The organism is Dyella monticola (genome assembly GCF_003363155.1).
GTDB lineage: Bacteria > Pseudomonadota > Gammaproteobacteria > Xanthomonadales > Rhodanobacteraceae > Dyella_B > Dyella_B monticola.
Genome location: NZ_QRBE01000002.1, coordinates 64,718 through 80,977 on the forward strand (window position 1 = coordinate 64,718; position 16,260 = coordinate 80,977).

At 55.6% G+C, this 16,260-nt stretch carries 12 protein-coding genes; 5 read left to right on the plus strand and 7 right to left on the minus strand.

Features of this window, described 5'->3' with window-relative positions; all coding sequences use genetic code 11:
• Positions 1-199: 199 nt before the first annotated feature.
• The 3 genes from DWU98_RS04170 to DWU98_RS04180 all read right to left on the minus strand — a co-directional run bounded on the left by DWU98_RS04170 (position 200) and on the right by DWU98_RS04180 (position 2,531).
• Entirely contained in the window at positions 200-919 is a 720-nt protein-coding gene (locus DWU98_RS04170) for a DJ-1/PfpI family protein (protein WP_196239470.1), read from the minus strand.
• Positions 920-982: 63 nt separating this feature from the next.
• Positions 983-1,534: a carboxymuconolactone decarboxylase family protein gene (locus DWU98_RS04175; RefSeq protein WP_115494249.1), complete on the minus strand. Its 552-nt coding sequence runs from the start codon at positions 1,532-1,534 to the stop codon at positions 983-985.
• 220 nt (positions 1,535-1,754) lie between these two features.
• Entirely contained in the window at positions 1,755-2,531 is a 777-nt protein-coding gene (locus DWU98_RS04180) for an alpha/beta fold hydrolase (RefSeq protein ID WP_115494250.1), read from the minus strand.
• 127 nt (positions 2,532-2,658) lie between these two features.
• Between DWU98_RS04180 and DWU98_RS04185 the strand changes: the two genes are divergently transcribed.
• Positions 2,659-3,576, plus strand: coding sequence for a LysR family transcriptional regulator (locus tag DWU98_RS04185; protein WP_115494251.1), 918 nt, complete (start codon positions 2,659-2,661; stop codon positions 3,574-3,576).
• Positions 3,577-3,688: 112 nt separating this feature from the next.
• Here DWU98_RS04185 and DWU98_RS04190 read toward each other — a convergent pair whose 3' ends face one another.
• The 4 genes from DWU98_RS04190 to DWU98_RS04205 all read right to left on the minus strand — a co-directional run bounded on the left by DWU98_RS04190 (position 3,689) and on the right by DWU98_RS04205 (position 9,026).
• A complete protein-coding gene (locus DWU98_RS04190; protein WP_230474674.1) occupies positions 3,689-6,697 on the minus strand; it encodes a patatin-like phospholipase family protein in 3,009 nt (1,002 codons plus the stop codon).
• A gap of 57 nt (positions 6,698-6,754) precedes the next feature.
• The gene (locus DWU98_RS04195; protein WP_115494252.1) at positions 6,755-7,606 is read right to left on the minus strand and encodes a lipase family protein; all 852 of its coding nucleotides are present in this window, start codon (positions 7,604-7,606) and stop codon (positions 6,755-6,757) included.
• A 468-nt stretch (positions 7,607-8,074) separates the two neighbouring features.
• Positions 8,075-8,485, minus strand: coding sequence for an SRPBCC family protein (locus DWU98_RS04200; RefSeq protein WP_115494253.1), 411 nt, complete (start codon positions 8,483-8,485; stop codon positions 8,075-8,077).
• A 163-nt stretch (positions 8,486-8,648) separates the two neighbouring features.
• Positions 8,649-9,026, minus strand: a complete 378-nt coding sequence (locus DWU98_RS04205) for a hypothetical protein (RefSeq protein WP_230474675.1) — start codon at positions 9,024-9,026, stop codon at positions 8,649-8,651.
• Between the two features lie 424 nt (positions 9,027-9,450).
• Between DWU98_RS04205 and DWU98_RS04210 the strand changes: the two genes are divergently transcribed.
• The 4 genes from DWU98_RS04210 (at position 9,451) to DWU98_RS04225 (ending at position 16,253) form a co-directional block, all read left to right on the plus strand.
• A complete protein-coding gene (locus DWU98_RS04210) occupies positions 9,451-12,447 on the plus strand; it encodes a glycoside hydrolase domain-containing protein (protein WP_115494254.1) in 2,997 nt (998 codons plus the stop codon).
• 274 nt (positions 12,448-12,721) lie between these two features.
• Positions 12,722-13,150, plus strand: a complete 429-nt coding sequence (locus DWU98_RS04215) for a DUF1801 domain-containing protein (RefSeq protein ID WP_115494255.1) — start codon at positions 12,722-12,724, stop codon at positions 13,148-13,150.
• 879 nt (positions 13,151-14,029) lie between these two features.
• Positions 14,030-15,154 (plus strand): Gfo/Idh/MocA family protein, encoded by a 1,125-nt coding sequence (locus DWU98_RS04220; protein ID WP_230474676.1) that lies wholly within the window; start codon positions 14,030-14,032, stop codon positions 15,152-15,154.
• A complete protein-coding gene (locus DWU98_RS04225; protein ID WP_115494257.1) occupies positions 15,147-16,253 on the plus strand; it encodes a DegT/DnrJ/EryC1/StrS family aminotransferase in 1,107 nt (368 codons plus the stop codon). Before DWU98_RS04220 ends, DWU98_RS04225 begins: the two co-directional genes overlap by 8 nt.
• The last annotated feature ends 7 nt before the right edge of the window (positions 16,254-16,260 follow it).

The window sequence follows — 16,260 nt, forward strand, 5'->3', positions numbered from 1 at the left end:
GTTTTCTTCAGCTCCGGCCATGTCGACGCCCAATTGCGTACATGGCATCGCCGCCATCGCGAAGATCAACCGAAGGTAAAGGAGTACGCCAAGACACCCGGGGGCGAGCAGATCACATCCTCGCTCTGTTGGTATCAACTAAGGCGCTCATGGCCGCGCGACAGCACACCTGGACCTGATCGGTTTAAGCACGGTCTCCTTAGTTCGTGCCAGCCGCGCGGTCTCGTAGGGCTCGATATTGGCGCGCAGTTTTTATGCGTTCTTCGGTAATCGCGCGCGCTTGCTCGGTTACCGCATTGAGTACATGGGCGGGTGCGGTATCCGGAGATCCTGCGGTGAATGGTGTTTTGGGTTCGTAGGCCATGTAGAGCTGAATCTCTTCGGCGACGGTACTGCCTCGCAGGAGCGACACCACGACAAGCGAGCCATCGATACCCGCGGTAACGCCGCCGGCGCTGACCATGCTTCCGTCTACGACAACGCGCTCATGCGTGGGCGTGGCGCCGTAATAGCGAAGCACCTCCATCGCCGTCCAGTGTGTCGTAGCCTGTTTACCCTCGAGTAGTCCCGCGGCGCCGCATAACAGTGCGCCGGTACATACTGAGAACACATAGCGCGCGTGACGCGCCTGCGCACGAATGAAGGCAAGAGTATCTTCGTCGTGCATGAGCGCTTCCTGGCCGTACCCACCCGGTACGAGCAACACATCGAGTTTGGGCGCATCCTCCATCGAAACGTCAGGGAGGAAGCGAAGCCCCTTGAGATCGCGAACAGGCGATTTATCTCGAGCTATCGTCACAAATGTGGAGTTGGGCACGCGCGCAAGCGCCTCGAACGGTCCGGTGAAATCGCACTGATCCATGTTTGGGAAGATCAGGGCGCCGATCATCAGATGGACACCGGGGTCGATGATGGGCATGACACATACTCCTCAAGAGAAATACGTGGCGGCATCAATAAATGATGCCGTCACTATGATCGCTCAGTTAGCTGACCACGAATGCACCTGAAAATCCACTTCCAGTGGCGGTTGCGTCACACTCGCGTTGTAGTTGGTGATGGCCGATGCGGCCACGATCGCGATGACTTCCAGAAGGTGTTCAGAACCAAAACCTTCCCGTAAAAAAAGTTCCTTATCGTGCGCGTTCAGACGGCCACGCTTTTCGATCAAGGTTTTTGCCAGCCGGGACAACGCAGCAAGCTTGGCGTCCTTCGGCAGGTCACCATTGCGAATGGCCTCCACGTCGGCCTCTGTGACACCGTTCTGCAGGGCGAGGAAGGTGTGAAGTGCTACTGGATAGGCGCTTGCGTTAGTAACCGCATTGGTAAGCAGAACCGTCTGAATTTGCGGCTCGGAAAAGCTGCCTGCGTGAACCTGCCCAAACATGGGCACGAGGGTATTGATCAGGACCGGAGACGTCGACATCGTGGCTGCGATATTCGGCAGGAATCCGAAGGCCGATTGCAGAGCTTCCAGTGACTTCCTGGAAGCCTCCGGGGCAGACTGAAGCGTATGAACTGGATAGTTAGACATGGGCTTTATCTCTCAGGTGAAGTCGAACAGCGGGGAAGGGTTGTCTTTCTCGGATCTATGCATCTGCAGTGGTGACAACTATGAGAGAACGTCCGCGGCGTCTCAATTACCTGCAAGGTAATAGGACTTGCCGCCACACTCGCAATCTTCACCTCGGCAAAGCCTTCCACGAATACATGGCGCGAAAGACAATGCGGAAATTTGCATGACCCCTTCGAACTTACAGGCCATCCATGAATTCGGTGATGGCTTCTGCCAATACCGCGGGTGATTCGAGCGGAGAGAGGTGGCCGGTTCCCGGCACCGTCTGCATCGTTGCTCCCGGAATGCGAGCTAACACTTCGGTCTTCAATTGATCCACGGAATCCACCTTGTCGAGCTCGCCAGCGAGAATCAAGACCGGAACCTTGATCTTGACTGTCACGGCACTGATGTCTTCCATCATGGTGTTCAATGGCCACGCGAGTTTTGCCCCGGGTGCGCCGCGTAGACTGTCTTCGACCACTTGTTCCAGGTCATCCTTCGAGAGCGTCTTGGCCGTCAACACATTCCCTACGCTCCCAAGAACAGATTCGCGTGAGTCGTAAGCGTGCGAAATGAATTCCCGCTGCTCCGCCGGAATCGTGGCAGGGGCTGGCGAACCCGGCGCCACGAGCACAGCGCCAACAAGCCCCTGGGGCTGACGCGATGCCATCAGCTGTGCCACTTTGCCACCCATCGAGTGCCCGACAATCACGTAGCGCTTCAAGTCCAGCGTATCGATCACACCTTGCGCATCGAGCGCGAGCGTATTGATGTCGTAGTTGCCTTCGCCAGCGTCGGAATCGCCCCAGCCGCGATGGTCGGTCGCGATCGTGCGGAACTGGTTCGACAGGGTTGTGGTGACGTGGCGCCACGTGCGGGAAGAGCCTCCCCAGTAGTGCAGAAACACGAGGGCGGTCTCGCCATGGCCCGCTTCGCGAACGCGAATGTTCACGCCATTGCTTTGGATTTTCATAATTATTTTCTCCTGGTTGGACGGCCAAATGGCCCGATGGAGAAATGCTAGATAGGGCACCAAGGATTGATAATTCCAGAAAATAGCCATACGGTAGATACCACTGGTATCTAATCGGGCTGGGCTTATGGACCAGATCACGGGTGTTCGTGTCTTTGTCCTGGCGGTCGACCTGGGAAGTCTGGCGGCGGCTGGTCGGCAACTTGCGCTGTCGTCCGCGATGACCGGTCGATACTTACGTTCGCTTGAGACTCAACTCAACGCGCGCCTCCTCCAGCGGAGCACGCGACGTCTGAGCCTTACGGATGTCGGTCAGCGTTATTACGAGCGTTGCAAGCGAATCCTGGCGGAGTTCGATGATGCCAATCATGAAGCCGCTGATCGTAACCAAACACTTCAGGGAACACTGAAAGTAGCGGCACCCGTTACGTTCGGTACCATGCATCTCGGATCGAGCGTGGCTCGCTACCTAAGCGAGCATCCAGGTGTTGCCATTGATGTCGCGCTGAGTGACCGACATGTCGATTTGCTGGAAGCAGGTATCGATGTAGCTATTCGCATTGGTCAACTGCACGACGACACACTTACCGTTCGACGACTGGCGGCGTGTCGCATGGTTGCCTGCGCATCACCGTCCTATCTTGAGGCGCATGGAACACCCGCGAAGCCGATGCAACTTCGCAACCATGTGTGCTTGGCGTTTAGTGGCGCCGTCTCCGCAGGTGATTGGACGTTTACGGCCCCAAATGGGATAGAGCACACTGCAAATGGCCCTTTCCGCATGCACGCCAACAATATGGACATGCTTCAATCGGCCGCATTGGCAGGGTTGGGTATCGCTTATGGTCCCAGTTTCGTGTTCGGTGAAGCCCTGGCCAAGGGCTCGCTAACTCAGGTGCTTGCCCATTACGCCACCACAAGCTTGCCCATACACGCTGTGTTTCCGACGGCTCGCTACATACCACGTATGGTTCGCACGTTTGTCGATCTTCTTGTCGAAGATTTTGGCGGCGTTGCGCCCTGGGAACGTTGGAGCGCGGAGTAGAGTCGTTAGTCAGGCCGGCCCGGTCGATTAGGGACTGTTATCGAGGGTAACCGAGTCAGTGCGGGACCTACAGGGCTTCAACCTTCGAGCTTCGCTTGCCTCTGCTGGCTTCTCAACTGAAGAACTCAGGGTTTGTGGTAAAGGCGGCTTCTGTCAGCAGCGACCCGAGACAGCGATAGGCTTCGAATTGAGATTCATCGAACCACTGATCCAGGGTCGTCTGTTGCGGAAACGTATGGTCGCCTCTAGCGTAGTTGTAGATATCGGCCGGCTCGATCTTTTGTTTGCACAACGTGGGTTTGATGAGCAGGATCTTGCCTGTCTCGCGCTCGGGGTTTGTCGCGTAGGTCACCTTTCCGCGGACAAAACCGGCATTGCTTCGACCTGACTTCAACGCGTAAAGCTCGCCGAGATTCAAGTCAATCTTGGCACCGAGGTCCACGCGCACTTTGCGGATCAAGTTGCCAAGGTCTTCAAACGCGCGAGTGGGGTCGGCACCCGCGTCGACCATTACAATATGCGAGCAGCGTCGACGGACAAGTTCATAGACGGCCGTGTTTTCAAAGTGACCGCCGTCGGAAAGATAGACGAAATTCCTTTGCTCATTGGTATTACCGCTCGCTTCGGCGAGCAGCCAAGCCAGATTTGATCGTGGGCTGGCTCGCCGCCAATCTCTCTTCCCGGGGTTCGGGCACCAGCGACCCAGTCGAATATTGAAAAACGTCAGAAGCATCGCCAATGCAGGCTGCGTGTTGGCACCCATGTTGGGGCTTACCGCGGCACCGGAGGTCGCCATGGCCATTCCGACTGTGAATCCCGTGCGCTCCCCGTTTTGGACGTTGGCCGGCAGGTTTTGCGGGCCAGCTGTGCGGTAGGCGCGACGATCAGAGCGCGATGCGTTATCCGCATACAAAACCGTTGGGCGAAAAGCTTCTTGAGGAGCTTCCTCGGTCTGTTGAGTGTCGGGTACTGAAAAAAGTGGTTTGTTTCCACTCGACGGTGCGAGCTGGTAACCGCAATAGGTTGGCGTAAGGACAAACAAGGCCGCCTTTCGCTCCTGCCATGCCAGCTCCGCCCCGTGAACCAGGTTCAACGTCGCATTGAAGATAGGAAACGGACGCTGCGGTTCAGCACGCAGCGGGGCACGTTCGGTGGGCGTGCTCGGGTCGGATGATGTGTCGTGGGGTGTTGAGCCACTGCCTCGCAGTGGGGCGAGATCGGCCAAGGCAATGTCGTCATCAGGGTCAAAGCCCGTGAACCAGTTCGGCTTGCGTGCCCGATTCGACGCTCCCAGATAGCAGCGGATGAGCCGGTTCTTATACATGTCGTGGAGTGAGAAGCGATTGATGTCGACGCGCCAGCCAAGCAGAAGTGCCGTAACGGTGCTTGCGAGGAAAACCTTCCATATGGCAGGTAAAAAATATAAGTCGTGATGCGGCGTGTTGCATATTGAGGTGCTGTTGCCCGGCCGACAGGCCCACTCCGTCACGTCGAGAAAACCGTTGCCGTCAGCAGCAAGCGAGGCAATCGTCCGCAGGAGCGCAAACGCTCCGCAGGCTATTGCAACTACCAGCACCACCAAAACCACGCTGGCCAAGACGGCGGCGACGACAGCGCGTTTCGGGAGAATTTTTCCTGGAGAGGTGGTTCCGGAAAGCGAGCGAAAAAGTCCGATGACGGTCGCGACGGAGGCAAGCCAGCCTGCAGCGATACTCCATAGCCTTTGAATATTTGACAACCAATTGTCCAGATAGGTGGGTACGTATATCGCGAGCGCGCACCAGGCGACCCAGACTATTCCCATCGTTATCGACGCACCTCCCACACGGCTCCACCATTCGCGGTACATCTCTGGATAGTCGCGCCCCATCAACCCGATCCAAAGCGTCACGCTAATCGCTATGACACCCACCAGCAGCGGCGCGCCGAACGTCAGCATCAAATCCGCGCTATCGACCGGAACGTTATCAACCGGCTTCCATGCATCGTGCAGCGCTCGCAACATCAGGAAACCGGCAATCACAGCTACAGCCGTTGCTGGCGCGTAGACCCTGAATCTGAAGGAACTCACAAGCGGCGGGGATGCGGCAAGTTGCGGCCGTCTGAACGCTATTTGCGCCACTGCCATGGCTAACACAATGACAACGATGAAAATCAAACACACTAGTTCCCACACGAAGCTGTTATCGATGGACGTTAACCATGCTCCGCCAAAAAGTCCGGCGAGGAAACCAGGCACGACCACTGTCGCGTAAACAAACGCAGGTTGAGTCAATCGCAGCCAGTTTCGATGGGCAGCGAAGAAGAGTTGAATGAAACATGCGAACAGCGCGATTGAGCCAAAAACCGCCATGCCGTCGCGTGCCAACGACGGGTGAGCAAGCAACCATATAACGGGAATGACGAAAAGCAGGGGAACCATCACCATGGCTGTCACGAACGCGATCAATACACTCATATTTAGCGCAACGTTGCGTAGGTAAGTGGCGACGAGTGTCAAAGCATCCAGGCTCAGCACGCCCACGCGGGGGGTCAAGTAGTTGCTGTAGCGACGCAGCCACTGGACTTCTGCTGGCTCAGTCTGATTGTTTTCCGGGCAACGCTTGAGCTCGTCCCAAACGTCATCCGGTTTCTCACTACGATGGATCCACGCAGACAAAAACGCCCCGATGTAGCCGCCTCCGGAAACCGTGGAAAGGATGTCGATTTCTCTTAACATATCGCGCATCGCCAGACGCTGGAGCACGCCGAGGCTGAAGGTGGCACTGCGAATGCCGCCACCGGAAAAGGCTAGTCCAACTCGCTTGTCGCCGAGGGTTTTCTGTTCGGGTTCACCGTTTGAATCCACTGCTTCCGATGGCCGGGGCGGCAAAACACCCATTGATGACGCTACCTGAGCCGGAGCAGGGATGGCCGCACCCGACAGCATTGACTCCATCGGGAACTCAGTCGGTTGCGCAGACGCGGCACTGCCGGAATCGAAGACGATCGCCGTCCTTTGCGATGCGCTCAATGCATCTAAACCACTCGGAGGTTCTTTACGTAGTTTTCGTTTACTAGTGAGCGCTAGCGCATCGGCTTGATATACGGCCTCGGCCGATTGGAAGTTTTGGTCAGACATGGCAACTCCCTTGAGATCATCTCAACGACTCAAGACGCGGTGGCCGCGCGTGGCGTCCTAAGGCGTGGCCTGTTTAAGGATGCAGAGATTGGTTGGGGAGATCGTCACGCTGGCAAAGTCCAGCATGGCTGCATAGCAATACGCATGGTGATTGCATTCGAGATCGTTCTTGATAACGGCCTGGGCGTCGGCTGCCTGGATCCAGGTGGTCTGCGGAAACGATTCAAAGTTGAGCGGCAACGGCAATGAGGGTGGCACATGCGGCACCAGGTCGCGCATGTAGTTGTAAACGCGATACGCATCGATCGCCTGGTCCACGCGCTGGACAAAGTCCTGGCTGCCGGCGCGCGGACACGCAAACAAACTTCCCTCCACGCGATAGGAACGCTGGGGCACCGTGGCAAGATCCAACATCAAATAGGAGGCCAAGGCTGCACCTAGACTGTGGCCAATCACCGTCACAGTCGAACCTGCGGGCAGTACATTGGCAATTGCTGCTGCCGCAGGCGCTTGCGCTGCCGCAGCGGGTGCAGCGTTCAGCGCGACGTAGCTCATGGCGCCGTAGATAGAATCGAAACCCTGTTCGACCCATCCGATACCAGGACGATCGATCAGTAGTCCCTCGAAATTCTCCAGCCATTCCACTGCCAACTCCGTGCCACGGACGACAGCGATCAAGTTCGTCGCATCGTTTTTGTTGACCGCGACGAAGCCGTAGTACGCTGCATCACCGAGCTGAAGTTTCTGGCCGCAAAGCAGCGCGTTCTTGGCTACCAAATGCCCCAGGAGCGTCCATTCGCCCGAACATCGTGGATCAATGGGTGGCGCGAGGCTCCCCTGGCCGCCCAGCATGTCTTCCGCATACATCGCGAGCAAAGCGTGTTTAGCAGCAACAGGGTCACTGATCATGGCTGTCTCCGTGAAGAGATGAGCGTAATAAACGGGAAAGCTCCCCCCGAGAGAGCCCCGATCTTTCTTGGAATATCCAAAGCAGCCGACGTGGCTGTAATAATCTGCGGATTTAACGCTTGCTCGCGCCGAAACTGTTGCTGTGGCGCATCAAATCAATCGTGCAAGCTAAGTGGTGTACCTTGCCCATCCCCTGATGGACGGAGCTTCGATCTTCACATCTCGAAGTATGCCGAACGAGCCCACTGGATAATCTAGGCCTGAATGGCTAAAGGATGCAACATCCACTTTCTGGGCGGCCTGCGCCGCTTGCGTAGAGCAGGGAAGGACGCCTTCACCACAACGCCCGAAGCATGCCACATGTCAGTGCGATTAGCCTGTGTTACTGAGAGTAGGGAAGGGGATGCTTTCGACCCTAACTGGCATCCTTCGCGTAGGTGATGGCTAAACGTGCACCATCGGAGATCGTCAGCTAGGTGCTTGCCGCCGTTCAAGCGTTTGCTTTATGACGGCCGAGCCAAGCTCTATACGTTGCCCGACAAACGAGGCCAGTTCATCCGGCAACACATCCGTTATCCAAACTAGACGCGTGCATCCGTCACCATCGTCGAAGACTTGGAACGATGCATTGTGATGAATGGCTCGACCACCAACTGACGCGTATGCGAATCGCCTTGCCTGGTGATCGAGCGCGACAATCAATTCACGTGCGACCGTTCCGTCGGCAAACGTAACGATTCGAGCATTGTCACCATCCAAGCGAGCGTCAGTCAGGACACCTGGAGTGAGTCGCCGATGGGCCGCTCCAACGTCCGAGATCGCTAACCAAACATCCTGAGGGTTGGCTTCAATCCGGATTTCCTTGTGTATCCAGGCCATTTTCGTTTCCTCGTATGACCGACGATGTGATCGGTGGTGAGAGAAACTACGGAAAAAAGCTACGCTATAAAATGACCAGTTTGTAACAAATCAGCATGACCATTTTGACGGAGAGGTGGCATCCCGCGTAGGTCGTATCACACCATCTGAACTTTGCAGTTTCTTATGAGCCTGGATGCTGGGCAACCGCGAAGCCTTGTGGCGCTGCTTCGCCAGACACCGCTGTACCTTTCAATTGCCACAGCGTTGCGTAGTTCATGATGGGGCGCTCGAACGTCGCCCCCTTTGCACTGAATGGCTTCCCTAGATCCAGCATCGGCTGAAACGTATCCAATTGCTTGGCGGCTTCAAGGCTGCTCCAAAGGCTGACATTTGTTAGCGAAGATGTCGCCTCATCCGCACCAAAGTAGAAGGCCAGCAAACCTGCCATAGCTTCTATACCAGGACGTAGAACGGAATCGGCCTCTGCCGCCATTTGGCGAAGCTCGGCAAAGCACTCCGGTGGACACCGCAGAATCGACACACGCACCACTGGCTTCATGAACTCCATCCTCTTTGTCGATCGATTCTTTCCGCGTGCGGAACGCAACAATCTAACGGTGCACCCATTCGCTCACTAGCGCGCTCCAGCATCAATCAGCCGTCCAATTCTTACCGTTCGTCGCCAGAAAGGGCTAGTGATTGACCCCCGTTATCGAAAGTAGGGCGCGCGGCCACACTTTGTTTCGTTTTCTTTTATTTATCTTCAATTTCTCGTCCGAAGGTGGTAGGGGTGCGCTGACTTTTTAGGGAAACTGGCGAAAAATGCGTAAAAACTGCATGTTTACGCGACATTCCCCCGCCCTTGGCTCTTCTTCGTGTTTTGATCTAATCTTTCGTTTATTTACTTTTTCATTCGGTAGCCTTTATTATTCCGGGCGCTCACTGATCCCGGTGAGAGACAAGCTGCGGCAACGGAGAAAGCAATGCACAAGCGGTTCGGATATTGCCTGCTGACACTGGCCGCATTGGGCGTTGTTGGATGCCTCAGAGCGGAGATTCAGCCCGTACCGTTACATTGGAACGCGGACCGTTTCGGCAATCATCGCTATACCGTGCAAGTGGACAAGCCTGCCGCAGCAGTACGCGCCGTGTTGCCATGGCATCGGCGCGACGCCCATCCCGATCAGGTCGCGACCATTGTTGTTGGTCCTAACGGGAATGTCGTCGACAACGTTGCGCGTGTGCACATCGATCAAGTGTCGGGCGAGCTGGTATTCGAAGCGAAAGAGGCGGGTGTTTATGCGATCTATTACCAGCCGTACATCACAAACGGTCGTTCAAATTATCCGACCGTGACCTATCTGGCGCCGCGCGATACTGCCGATGCAGCGTGGCTAAAATCCAGTGGTGCCAATGACCCTAAGCGCGAAGCAAAGCTACCCCAGGCCAAGCTGCTTGCTTATCAGGCGGTAGATGACTTCGATGCGTATACCGACATGGAGCGCACGGCTGCGCCGCAGGATGTCAAAGCCTTGCTTGCAGCGAATCCGGATACACCATGGTTGCTGTTTCCTGAAACCCGCGAATATCCGGTGCGAATGTTCGACCAGATTCCCGAGCGTTGGGCGCAGCGCGGGGCAGGCGGTGGCTTCGCCGATAGCGCACTGCGTGGCGAATACCTGAGCTATCAAGTTGGCGCATGGGCGGCGCGGCGTGCCATCCAGAACGTGCAGGTAAGCTTTTCCAATTTAAAAGGACCGGACGGCGCCATCATTTCAGCTTCGGCATTTACGTGCTTCAACTTGGGTGGTACCGATTACACCGGCAAAACGTTTGTTGCGCACGTCAATATTCCGCAAGGCCGTGTCCAGCCGTTATGGATGGGCCTGGATATTCCCGCAACGACGAAACCCGGTATCTATCGCGGTAGCGTAACGCTCAGCGCCGATGGCGTGCCTGCGCAAGCGATACCCCTTGCCATTACCGTGGGTAGCGGCGAGGCCGTTGCACATGGCGATGATAATCCGTTCAAACTCACGCGTCTGCGCTGGCTCAACTCCACGCTTGCGCAGGACAATAATCTCGTTAAGCCATTCACTGCGATAACGGTGCAAGGCAGTAAGCTCGGCATACTCGGACGAGATATCACGCTTGCGCGCAATGGCTTCCCGGCGCAGATCGATAGCCATTTCGACGAACGCATGACAGGCTTCGGCAAAACGCCGCTGCAGCTGCTTGCCGCCCCGATGCAACTGCTGGTGAAGGACGCCGGCGGTACACATGCGCTCTCCTCATCCACCGTGCCGAATGTGCAGATCGATGGCCCGGCCAGAGTCCATTGGCAAATTGCAGGCGCTGCCGGTCCGTTGCAGAGTATCGTCGATGCCAGCCTCGAAGCCGATGGCACGCTGACCTATTCCGTCGTACTGACGGCGACCAAACCCATCGCGCTGAACGACATCCGGCTGGAGATTCCGTTGCGCAACGATGCAGCGCAGTATGAGCTCGGCCTTGGTCGAACGGGTGATCACGCACCGGCCGATTTCAGTTGGCGCTGGAACGTGCAGAACAATCAGGATGGTGCATGGATCGGTGCCGTAAACGGCGGTCTGGAGTTCCATCTTCGCGACGAACACTACCGTCGACCGCTCAATACCAATTTCTACCATGACCAGCCACTGGTAATGCCCACCTCTTGGGATAACCAAGGGCAGGGTGGCGTGACGTTCAAGCGAAACGGAGCACGCTATCTGGTAACGGCATTCAGTGGTCCGCGCACCATGTCCGCCGGACAGGTATTGCATTACGACATCGTCATGCGCGTCACGCCCTTCAAGATGATTCACCCGGCTGAGCATTTCGCAGAACGTTACTTCCATGCCTACGGCGACCTGGACACGATCAAGGCGCAGGGTGCCAACGTGGTGAACATCCACCACGCAACGCCGATCAATCCCTGGATCAACTATCCGTTCCTGGAGCCCGCCAAGATGCGCGCCTACGTGGAGGCGGCGCACCAACGCGGCATGGAAGTCAAGATCTACGACACCATCCGGGAACTATCCGATCGCGCGCCGGAACTGCCAGTGCTGGAAAGTCTGGGCCAAGAGATCATCAGCACCGGTCCGGGCGGCGGCTTTTCCTGGCTACAGGAACACCTGGATGGCGATTACATCGCTGCTTGGCATGTACCGGAGAACCGCGACGCGGCCGTGGTCGACGCTGGGCAAAGCCGTTGGCACAACTACTACATCGAAGGGTTGAACTGGCTAGCACGCAACATCGGTATTGATGGTCTCTACCTCGACGATGTCGCCTACGACCGCATCACCATGAAGCGCGTGCGCAAGGTGCTACAAGCGAGCCGTCCGCATCCGTTGATTGATCTTCATTCGGCCAATCAATTCAACCCGCGTGACGGCTATATCAACAGCGCTCTGCTTTATATGGAGTTGTTTCCATATATTGATCGACTCTGGTTTGGCGAGGAATTCGACTATCAGCACACCTCGCCTTCTTATTGGCTTACTGAGATTTCCGGCATTCCATATGGTCTGATGGGGGAGATGTTGCAAGGTGGCGGCAACCCCTGGCGCGGCATGCTCTTTGGCATGACCAATCGCCTGCCATGGACGGGTGGCGATCCACGCGAACTGTGGAAGCTATGGGACAACTTCGGCATCGAGCAGGCGGATATGATCGGCTGGTGGGTGCATGACACACCTGTACAAACTCGCCGTGATGACGTGCTCGCTACCAGCTACGTGCGCAAAGGCAAAACGCTAATCGCTTTGGCTTCATGGGCCACGGATGAAACGCGCGTCAACCTGCACATCGACTGGAAGATGCTTGGCATCAAACCGGGTTCTGCAAAACTTGTAGCGCCAGCCATCGACGGTTTTCAATCTGCGGCGACATTCAAGCCAGGCGATACCATTCCTGTCGAACCGGGCAAAGGGTGGTTGCTGATTCTGCAATGAAACAAATGCAGATGGCCGCCTCGGAGGGATGAACCTAGCTGAGGCTTATGGGGATTTGGTCTATGCGGAGGCTGCTGAAATGCAGGATCGCTGTCCAGCGTACTGTTGATCGCGTCGATCATCGGCAGCCGTGTAACCAGAATTGCCTGGTATAGCCGTCCAGGCCCTCGATATGTTCAGATCGCTCGATGGCATCGTTTCCCCATGGCAACGCGATAAGAGAGGGTTATCGGGGGTAGGATTGGCCACGTAGACCACAACTAGCGATTTTCATATGAACGTACGCAACCAAATCAAAGACTATATCGCAACCCAGCCAGAGCCAAAACGAACAGATATGCAAGAGCTTCATGGCATCATTCTTGGAATCATGCCGGACTGTAAATTATGGTTTCTCGATGGTAGAGATGAAAGCGGTCAGGTGGTTTCTAATCCGAACATAGGTTATGGATTGCAGACCATAAAGTATGCCGATGGAAAAAATAGGGAGTTCTATCAGATTGGCATTAGTGCAAACAAAACAGGTATATCCGTCTACATTCTTGGGATAAAAGACAAAAAGTACTTAGCCGAGAAATATGGAAAAAAGATCGGCCGGGCAAGCGTAACTGGGTATTGCATCAAGTTTCGGACATTAAGAAATATAGACGCTGATATTCTGTTAGATGCAATGCGATATGGGGTTGAACAAACGCGCGCCTAATAATTCATTCAAACTAACGCCGTTCGCGACGCGGCTTAATTCAAGCGTTGGGCAGTTGTCATGCCTTGGCGGTCGAATACCCGGGACTCAAGACCGACATGATCCTGGATGATCGCTTGACTGATAAAAACCCTTCAACCTCAGCGTAGTTAGCCTTCTGCTGAGTCCATCACTGAAATTGGAAAATGGTTCCACATGTCGAGTGATGGCAGGTAACGATAATTGTGACTCGTAGCGCTTTTTTGAGTCGACTGAAGGGTGGTTTTTCACGGCCGCTTCACGCCCTTGCATGAGATAGTAAAAACATCCATTTATCAGCGCATGCTCTTGAATTTTCCGGTAGCGGAAAGTGTGTCAACTCAAGAGCTTTCAATCGAATCAGTTGTGCGTTTGTAGGAAAAGCTGTCGCAATCACGCAAGAGTTTCAAGATCGCTACGGAAAACTTAGGCATGGAAGCTTCGAGTTCCAATCTGGAACGCGCTATGCCATTCGTAAGTCGTGGCTGTCATGAGTGTATCAATGCGTTACTTGATGCAAATCATGTGCGCCGCACATGATTAAATGGCTCTAGCTTTGGGACTTGAATATGGATATCTGCCAGATCCTGCATGGCTACCTTGATGCGTCGTTAGCAACTGCTTGGCGCGGTGCCGTTAAAAGTGCTCGGCTTTACAACGGCCGATGTGGCGCGCAAATGCGTGAAAGCCCTTAGGCATCCAGTCCATCACGTCAGTCAAGCGGAAAACATTTGGCACATTGCGTACGTGAACGCCTGTAAGGCGATCGCGCGAGGGCGTTTGTTCGCCATAAATCTTTCATTGTCGGCGAAGCGTATTTGTCAATGGCTGCAAAGGTGCAACTTGTAAATAACGAATAACGTGATCTCTTTTCTGAGGCATATGAGGCAGTTTATGAGCAATGTCAGGGTGGGACTTGTTGGAATAGGTGCGCAAACACAAGAGAATCTGTTGCCTTCGCTGCTTCAAACTCCTGATATTCATGTGGCCGCTGCGTGCGATGGAGTTGCCGAGCGTGCGCGGCTCGTGCATCGGCACATCAAGGACGTCGAGCTGTATGACGACATTGCCAAGATGCTTACCGATACGAAACTGGACGCCTTGGTCGTGGCGTGCCCGCCCCAGGCGCATCGAGATATCGCCACACTGGCGATGAGTCGTGGCGTGCATGTCTTTGTCGAGAAGCCGCCGTGCTTCACACTTGAAGAGCTTTTGTCGCTGACTGAACTTTCGCGCAAGTCGGGGCTTGTCACCGGCGTGGGGATGAATTTTCGATTCGCCAGGCCGATTCAGCATCTGCGGCTGATCCGGAGTGAGCCACATTTCGGCCGGACTGCACATATCCAGCTGAATCACTACGCCAACAAGCCGAGGGCGCCAATGTGGGGACTGGACTCCACGCTTCGCTCGTTCCTGCTGGCGCAGGCCATCCACACCATTGATTTGGCCATGCTCTTTGGCGGTGACGTCAAGGAAACGCGATCGGAAGTGCAGAACGACAATGGCAGCTTGATTGTCGAGATCAACATCTCTTTCAAGAATGGTGCAACGGCGTCGATCCTTACTGGAACGATGTTCCCTTACTTCGAATTCGAAATGAAGTTGATCAGCGATACGTCGACGATGGTTCGCCTTGACAACCTGTCGGATATCACGTTGCACGAGCCCGATCATGTTACCCGCGCGGGTGGCAACGATAAACGCTGGCGCGGCTATTGGCGCCCTGGACCGTTGGACTCGGGCTACGTGCGAAGCGGCTATCAGAGTGAACTGCAGAGTTTCTTTGACGCCATTCGAACCGGTGGCAAGTTCGAGGCGGACTTCGCCAACCTTATTCCAACCTACGAAGTCATCGAGCAGGTGTGCGAGAAGGGTGATCGATTGGCCGCGGATGTTGCCATCGACGCACTGAATCTCCTCCAAGGCCACAAGCCAGACCTGCAAGCATCGGATCTCGGACAAGCCAAGGTGAACGCTAATGTCTAGTCGCAGTGAAGTATCGCGTCGAGTGATCTCTGACAAATATCGGCCGGTTTACGAAGGGGATATGCCGGCCATTCTCGAAGGACTGTCAGGTGGCCTGTCTGGCACCAGCGACATCGTTACGGAGTATGAGCAAGCGCTGGCAGCCTGGTTCAACAGCCGTCACGCGGTCGCCGTATCTTCCGGCGCTGCGGCGATCAGCGTTGCCCTGGGCGCGCTTGGCGTCAAGCCCGGCGATGAAGTCGTGCTGACTCCCACGTGCCCGCTTTGCACCGTCTATCCGGTGATGAGTGCCGGTGCCAAGCCCGTGTTTGTCGACACCCGACCACATGGTTTTGGCGTGGACCTGACCGATCTTGCCAAAGTCATTACACCACGCACCAAAGCTATCATCGATATTCCCATGTGGGGTTATCCGACCGAGGTTGACGAGCTGCAGGCAGTAGCGCGTGGCCGTAGTATTCCGTTGATCCTGGATCTTGCTCATTCCCATGGTAGCAAGCTGCACGGCAAGCACTTGTCGCACTACGCAGATCTGTCCTGCTTCAGTACGCATGAGCGCAAGCCGCTGGCGACGGGAGAAGGCGGTTTCATCCTGGCGGACAATCTGGATCTGGCCGATCGCTGCAGAAGCTACAGCCGGTTTGGCAACCTCAACGGCAAAGACTTCGGACTGAATTACAAGCTTGCCGCGCTATCGGCCTGCCTGGGCCGGAGCCGTCTGGAGCATCTCGAACGACAGATCGAAGCCCGACGCCGCAACGCGCACCACCTCGTCTCGCGGATTACGCATCCGAAGGTGAGCGAGAAGCAGATCATCGCCGACAGCAGCCCGAACTACTACTTCTTGAACCTGAGCCTCAGCTTCCGCGACAACCGGAAATTCATCGATTACCTAGACGAAAACGGCATTCCATCCGACATCAAGCGCTATGGATGCCGCTGCCTTTACGAATTTCCAACGGTTGCAGTCTATGCAAGGAAGTGCCCGAACGGCGAGCGTCTGCTCAACAGCATGACCACGATTCCCATTCATCCTGATCTCAAGGAAGACGATCTGGGCTACATCGTCGAGTTGATCAACGACTACTCGGAAGACTGATCGCCGC

Excerpts from the sequence above, each read along its gene's own strand:
- DWU98_RS04205 (WP_230474675.1), bottom strand. The coding sequence starts at position 9,026 with ATGAAGCCAGTGGTGCGTGTGTCGATTCTGCGGTGTCCACCGGAGTGC.
- DWU98_RS04210 (WP_115494254.1), top strand. The coding sequence starts at position 9,451 with ATGCACAAGCGGTTCGGATATTGCCTGCTGACACTGGCCGCATTGGGC.
- DWU98_RS04225 (WP_115494257.1), top strand. The coding sequence starts at position 15,147 with ATGTCTAGTCGCAGTGAAGTATCGCGTCGAGTGATCTCTGACAAATAT.
- DWU98_RS04200 (WP_115494253.1), bottom strand. The coding sequence starts at position 8,485 with ATGGCCTGGATACACAAGGAAATCCGGATTGAAGCCAACCCTCAGGAT.
- DWU98_RS04180 (WP_115494250.1), bottom strand. The coding sequence starts at position 2,531 with ATGAAAATCCAAAGCAATGGCGTGAACATTCGCGTTCGCGAAGCGGGC.
- DWU98_RS04195 (WP_115494252.1), bottom strand. The coding sequence starts at position 7,606 with ATGATCAGTGACCCTGTTGCTGCTAAACACGCTTTGCTCGCGATGTAT.
- DWU98_RS04175 (WP_115494249.1), bottom strand. The coding sequence starts at position 1,534 with ATGTCTAACTATCCAGTTCATACGCTTCAGTCTGCCCCGGAGGCTTCC.
- DWU98_RS04190 (WP_230474674.1), bottom strand. The coding sequence starts at position 6,697 with ATGTCTGACCAAAACTTCCAATCGGCCGAGGCCGTATATCAAGCCGAT.
- DWU98_RS04185 (WP_115494251.1), top strand. The coding sequence starts at position 2,659 with ATGGACCAGATCACGGGTGTTCGTGTCTTTGTCCTGGCGGTCGACCTG.
- DWU98_RS04170 (WP_196239470.1), bottom strand. The coding sequence starts at position 919 with ATGCCCATCATCGACCCCGGTGTCCATCTGATGATCGGCGCCCTGATC.
- DWU98_RS04215 (WP_115494255.1), top strand. The coding sequence starts at position 12,722 with ATGAACGTACGCAACCAAATCAAAGACTATATCGCAACCCAGCCAGAG.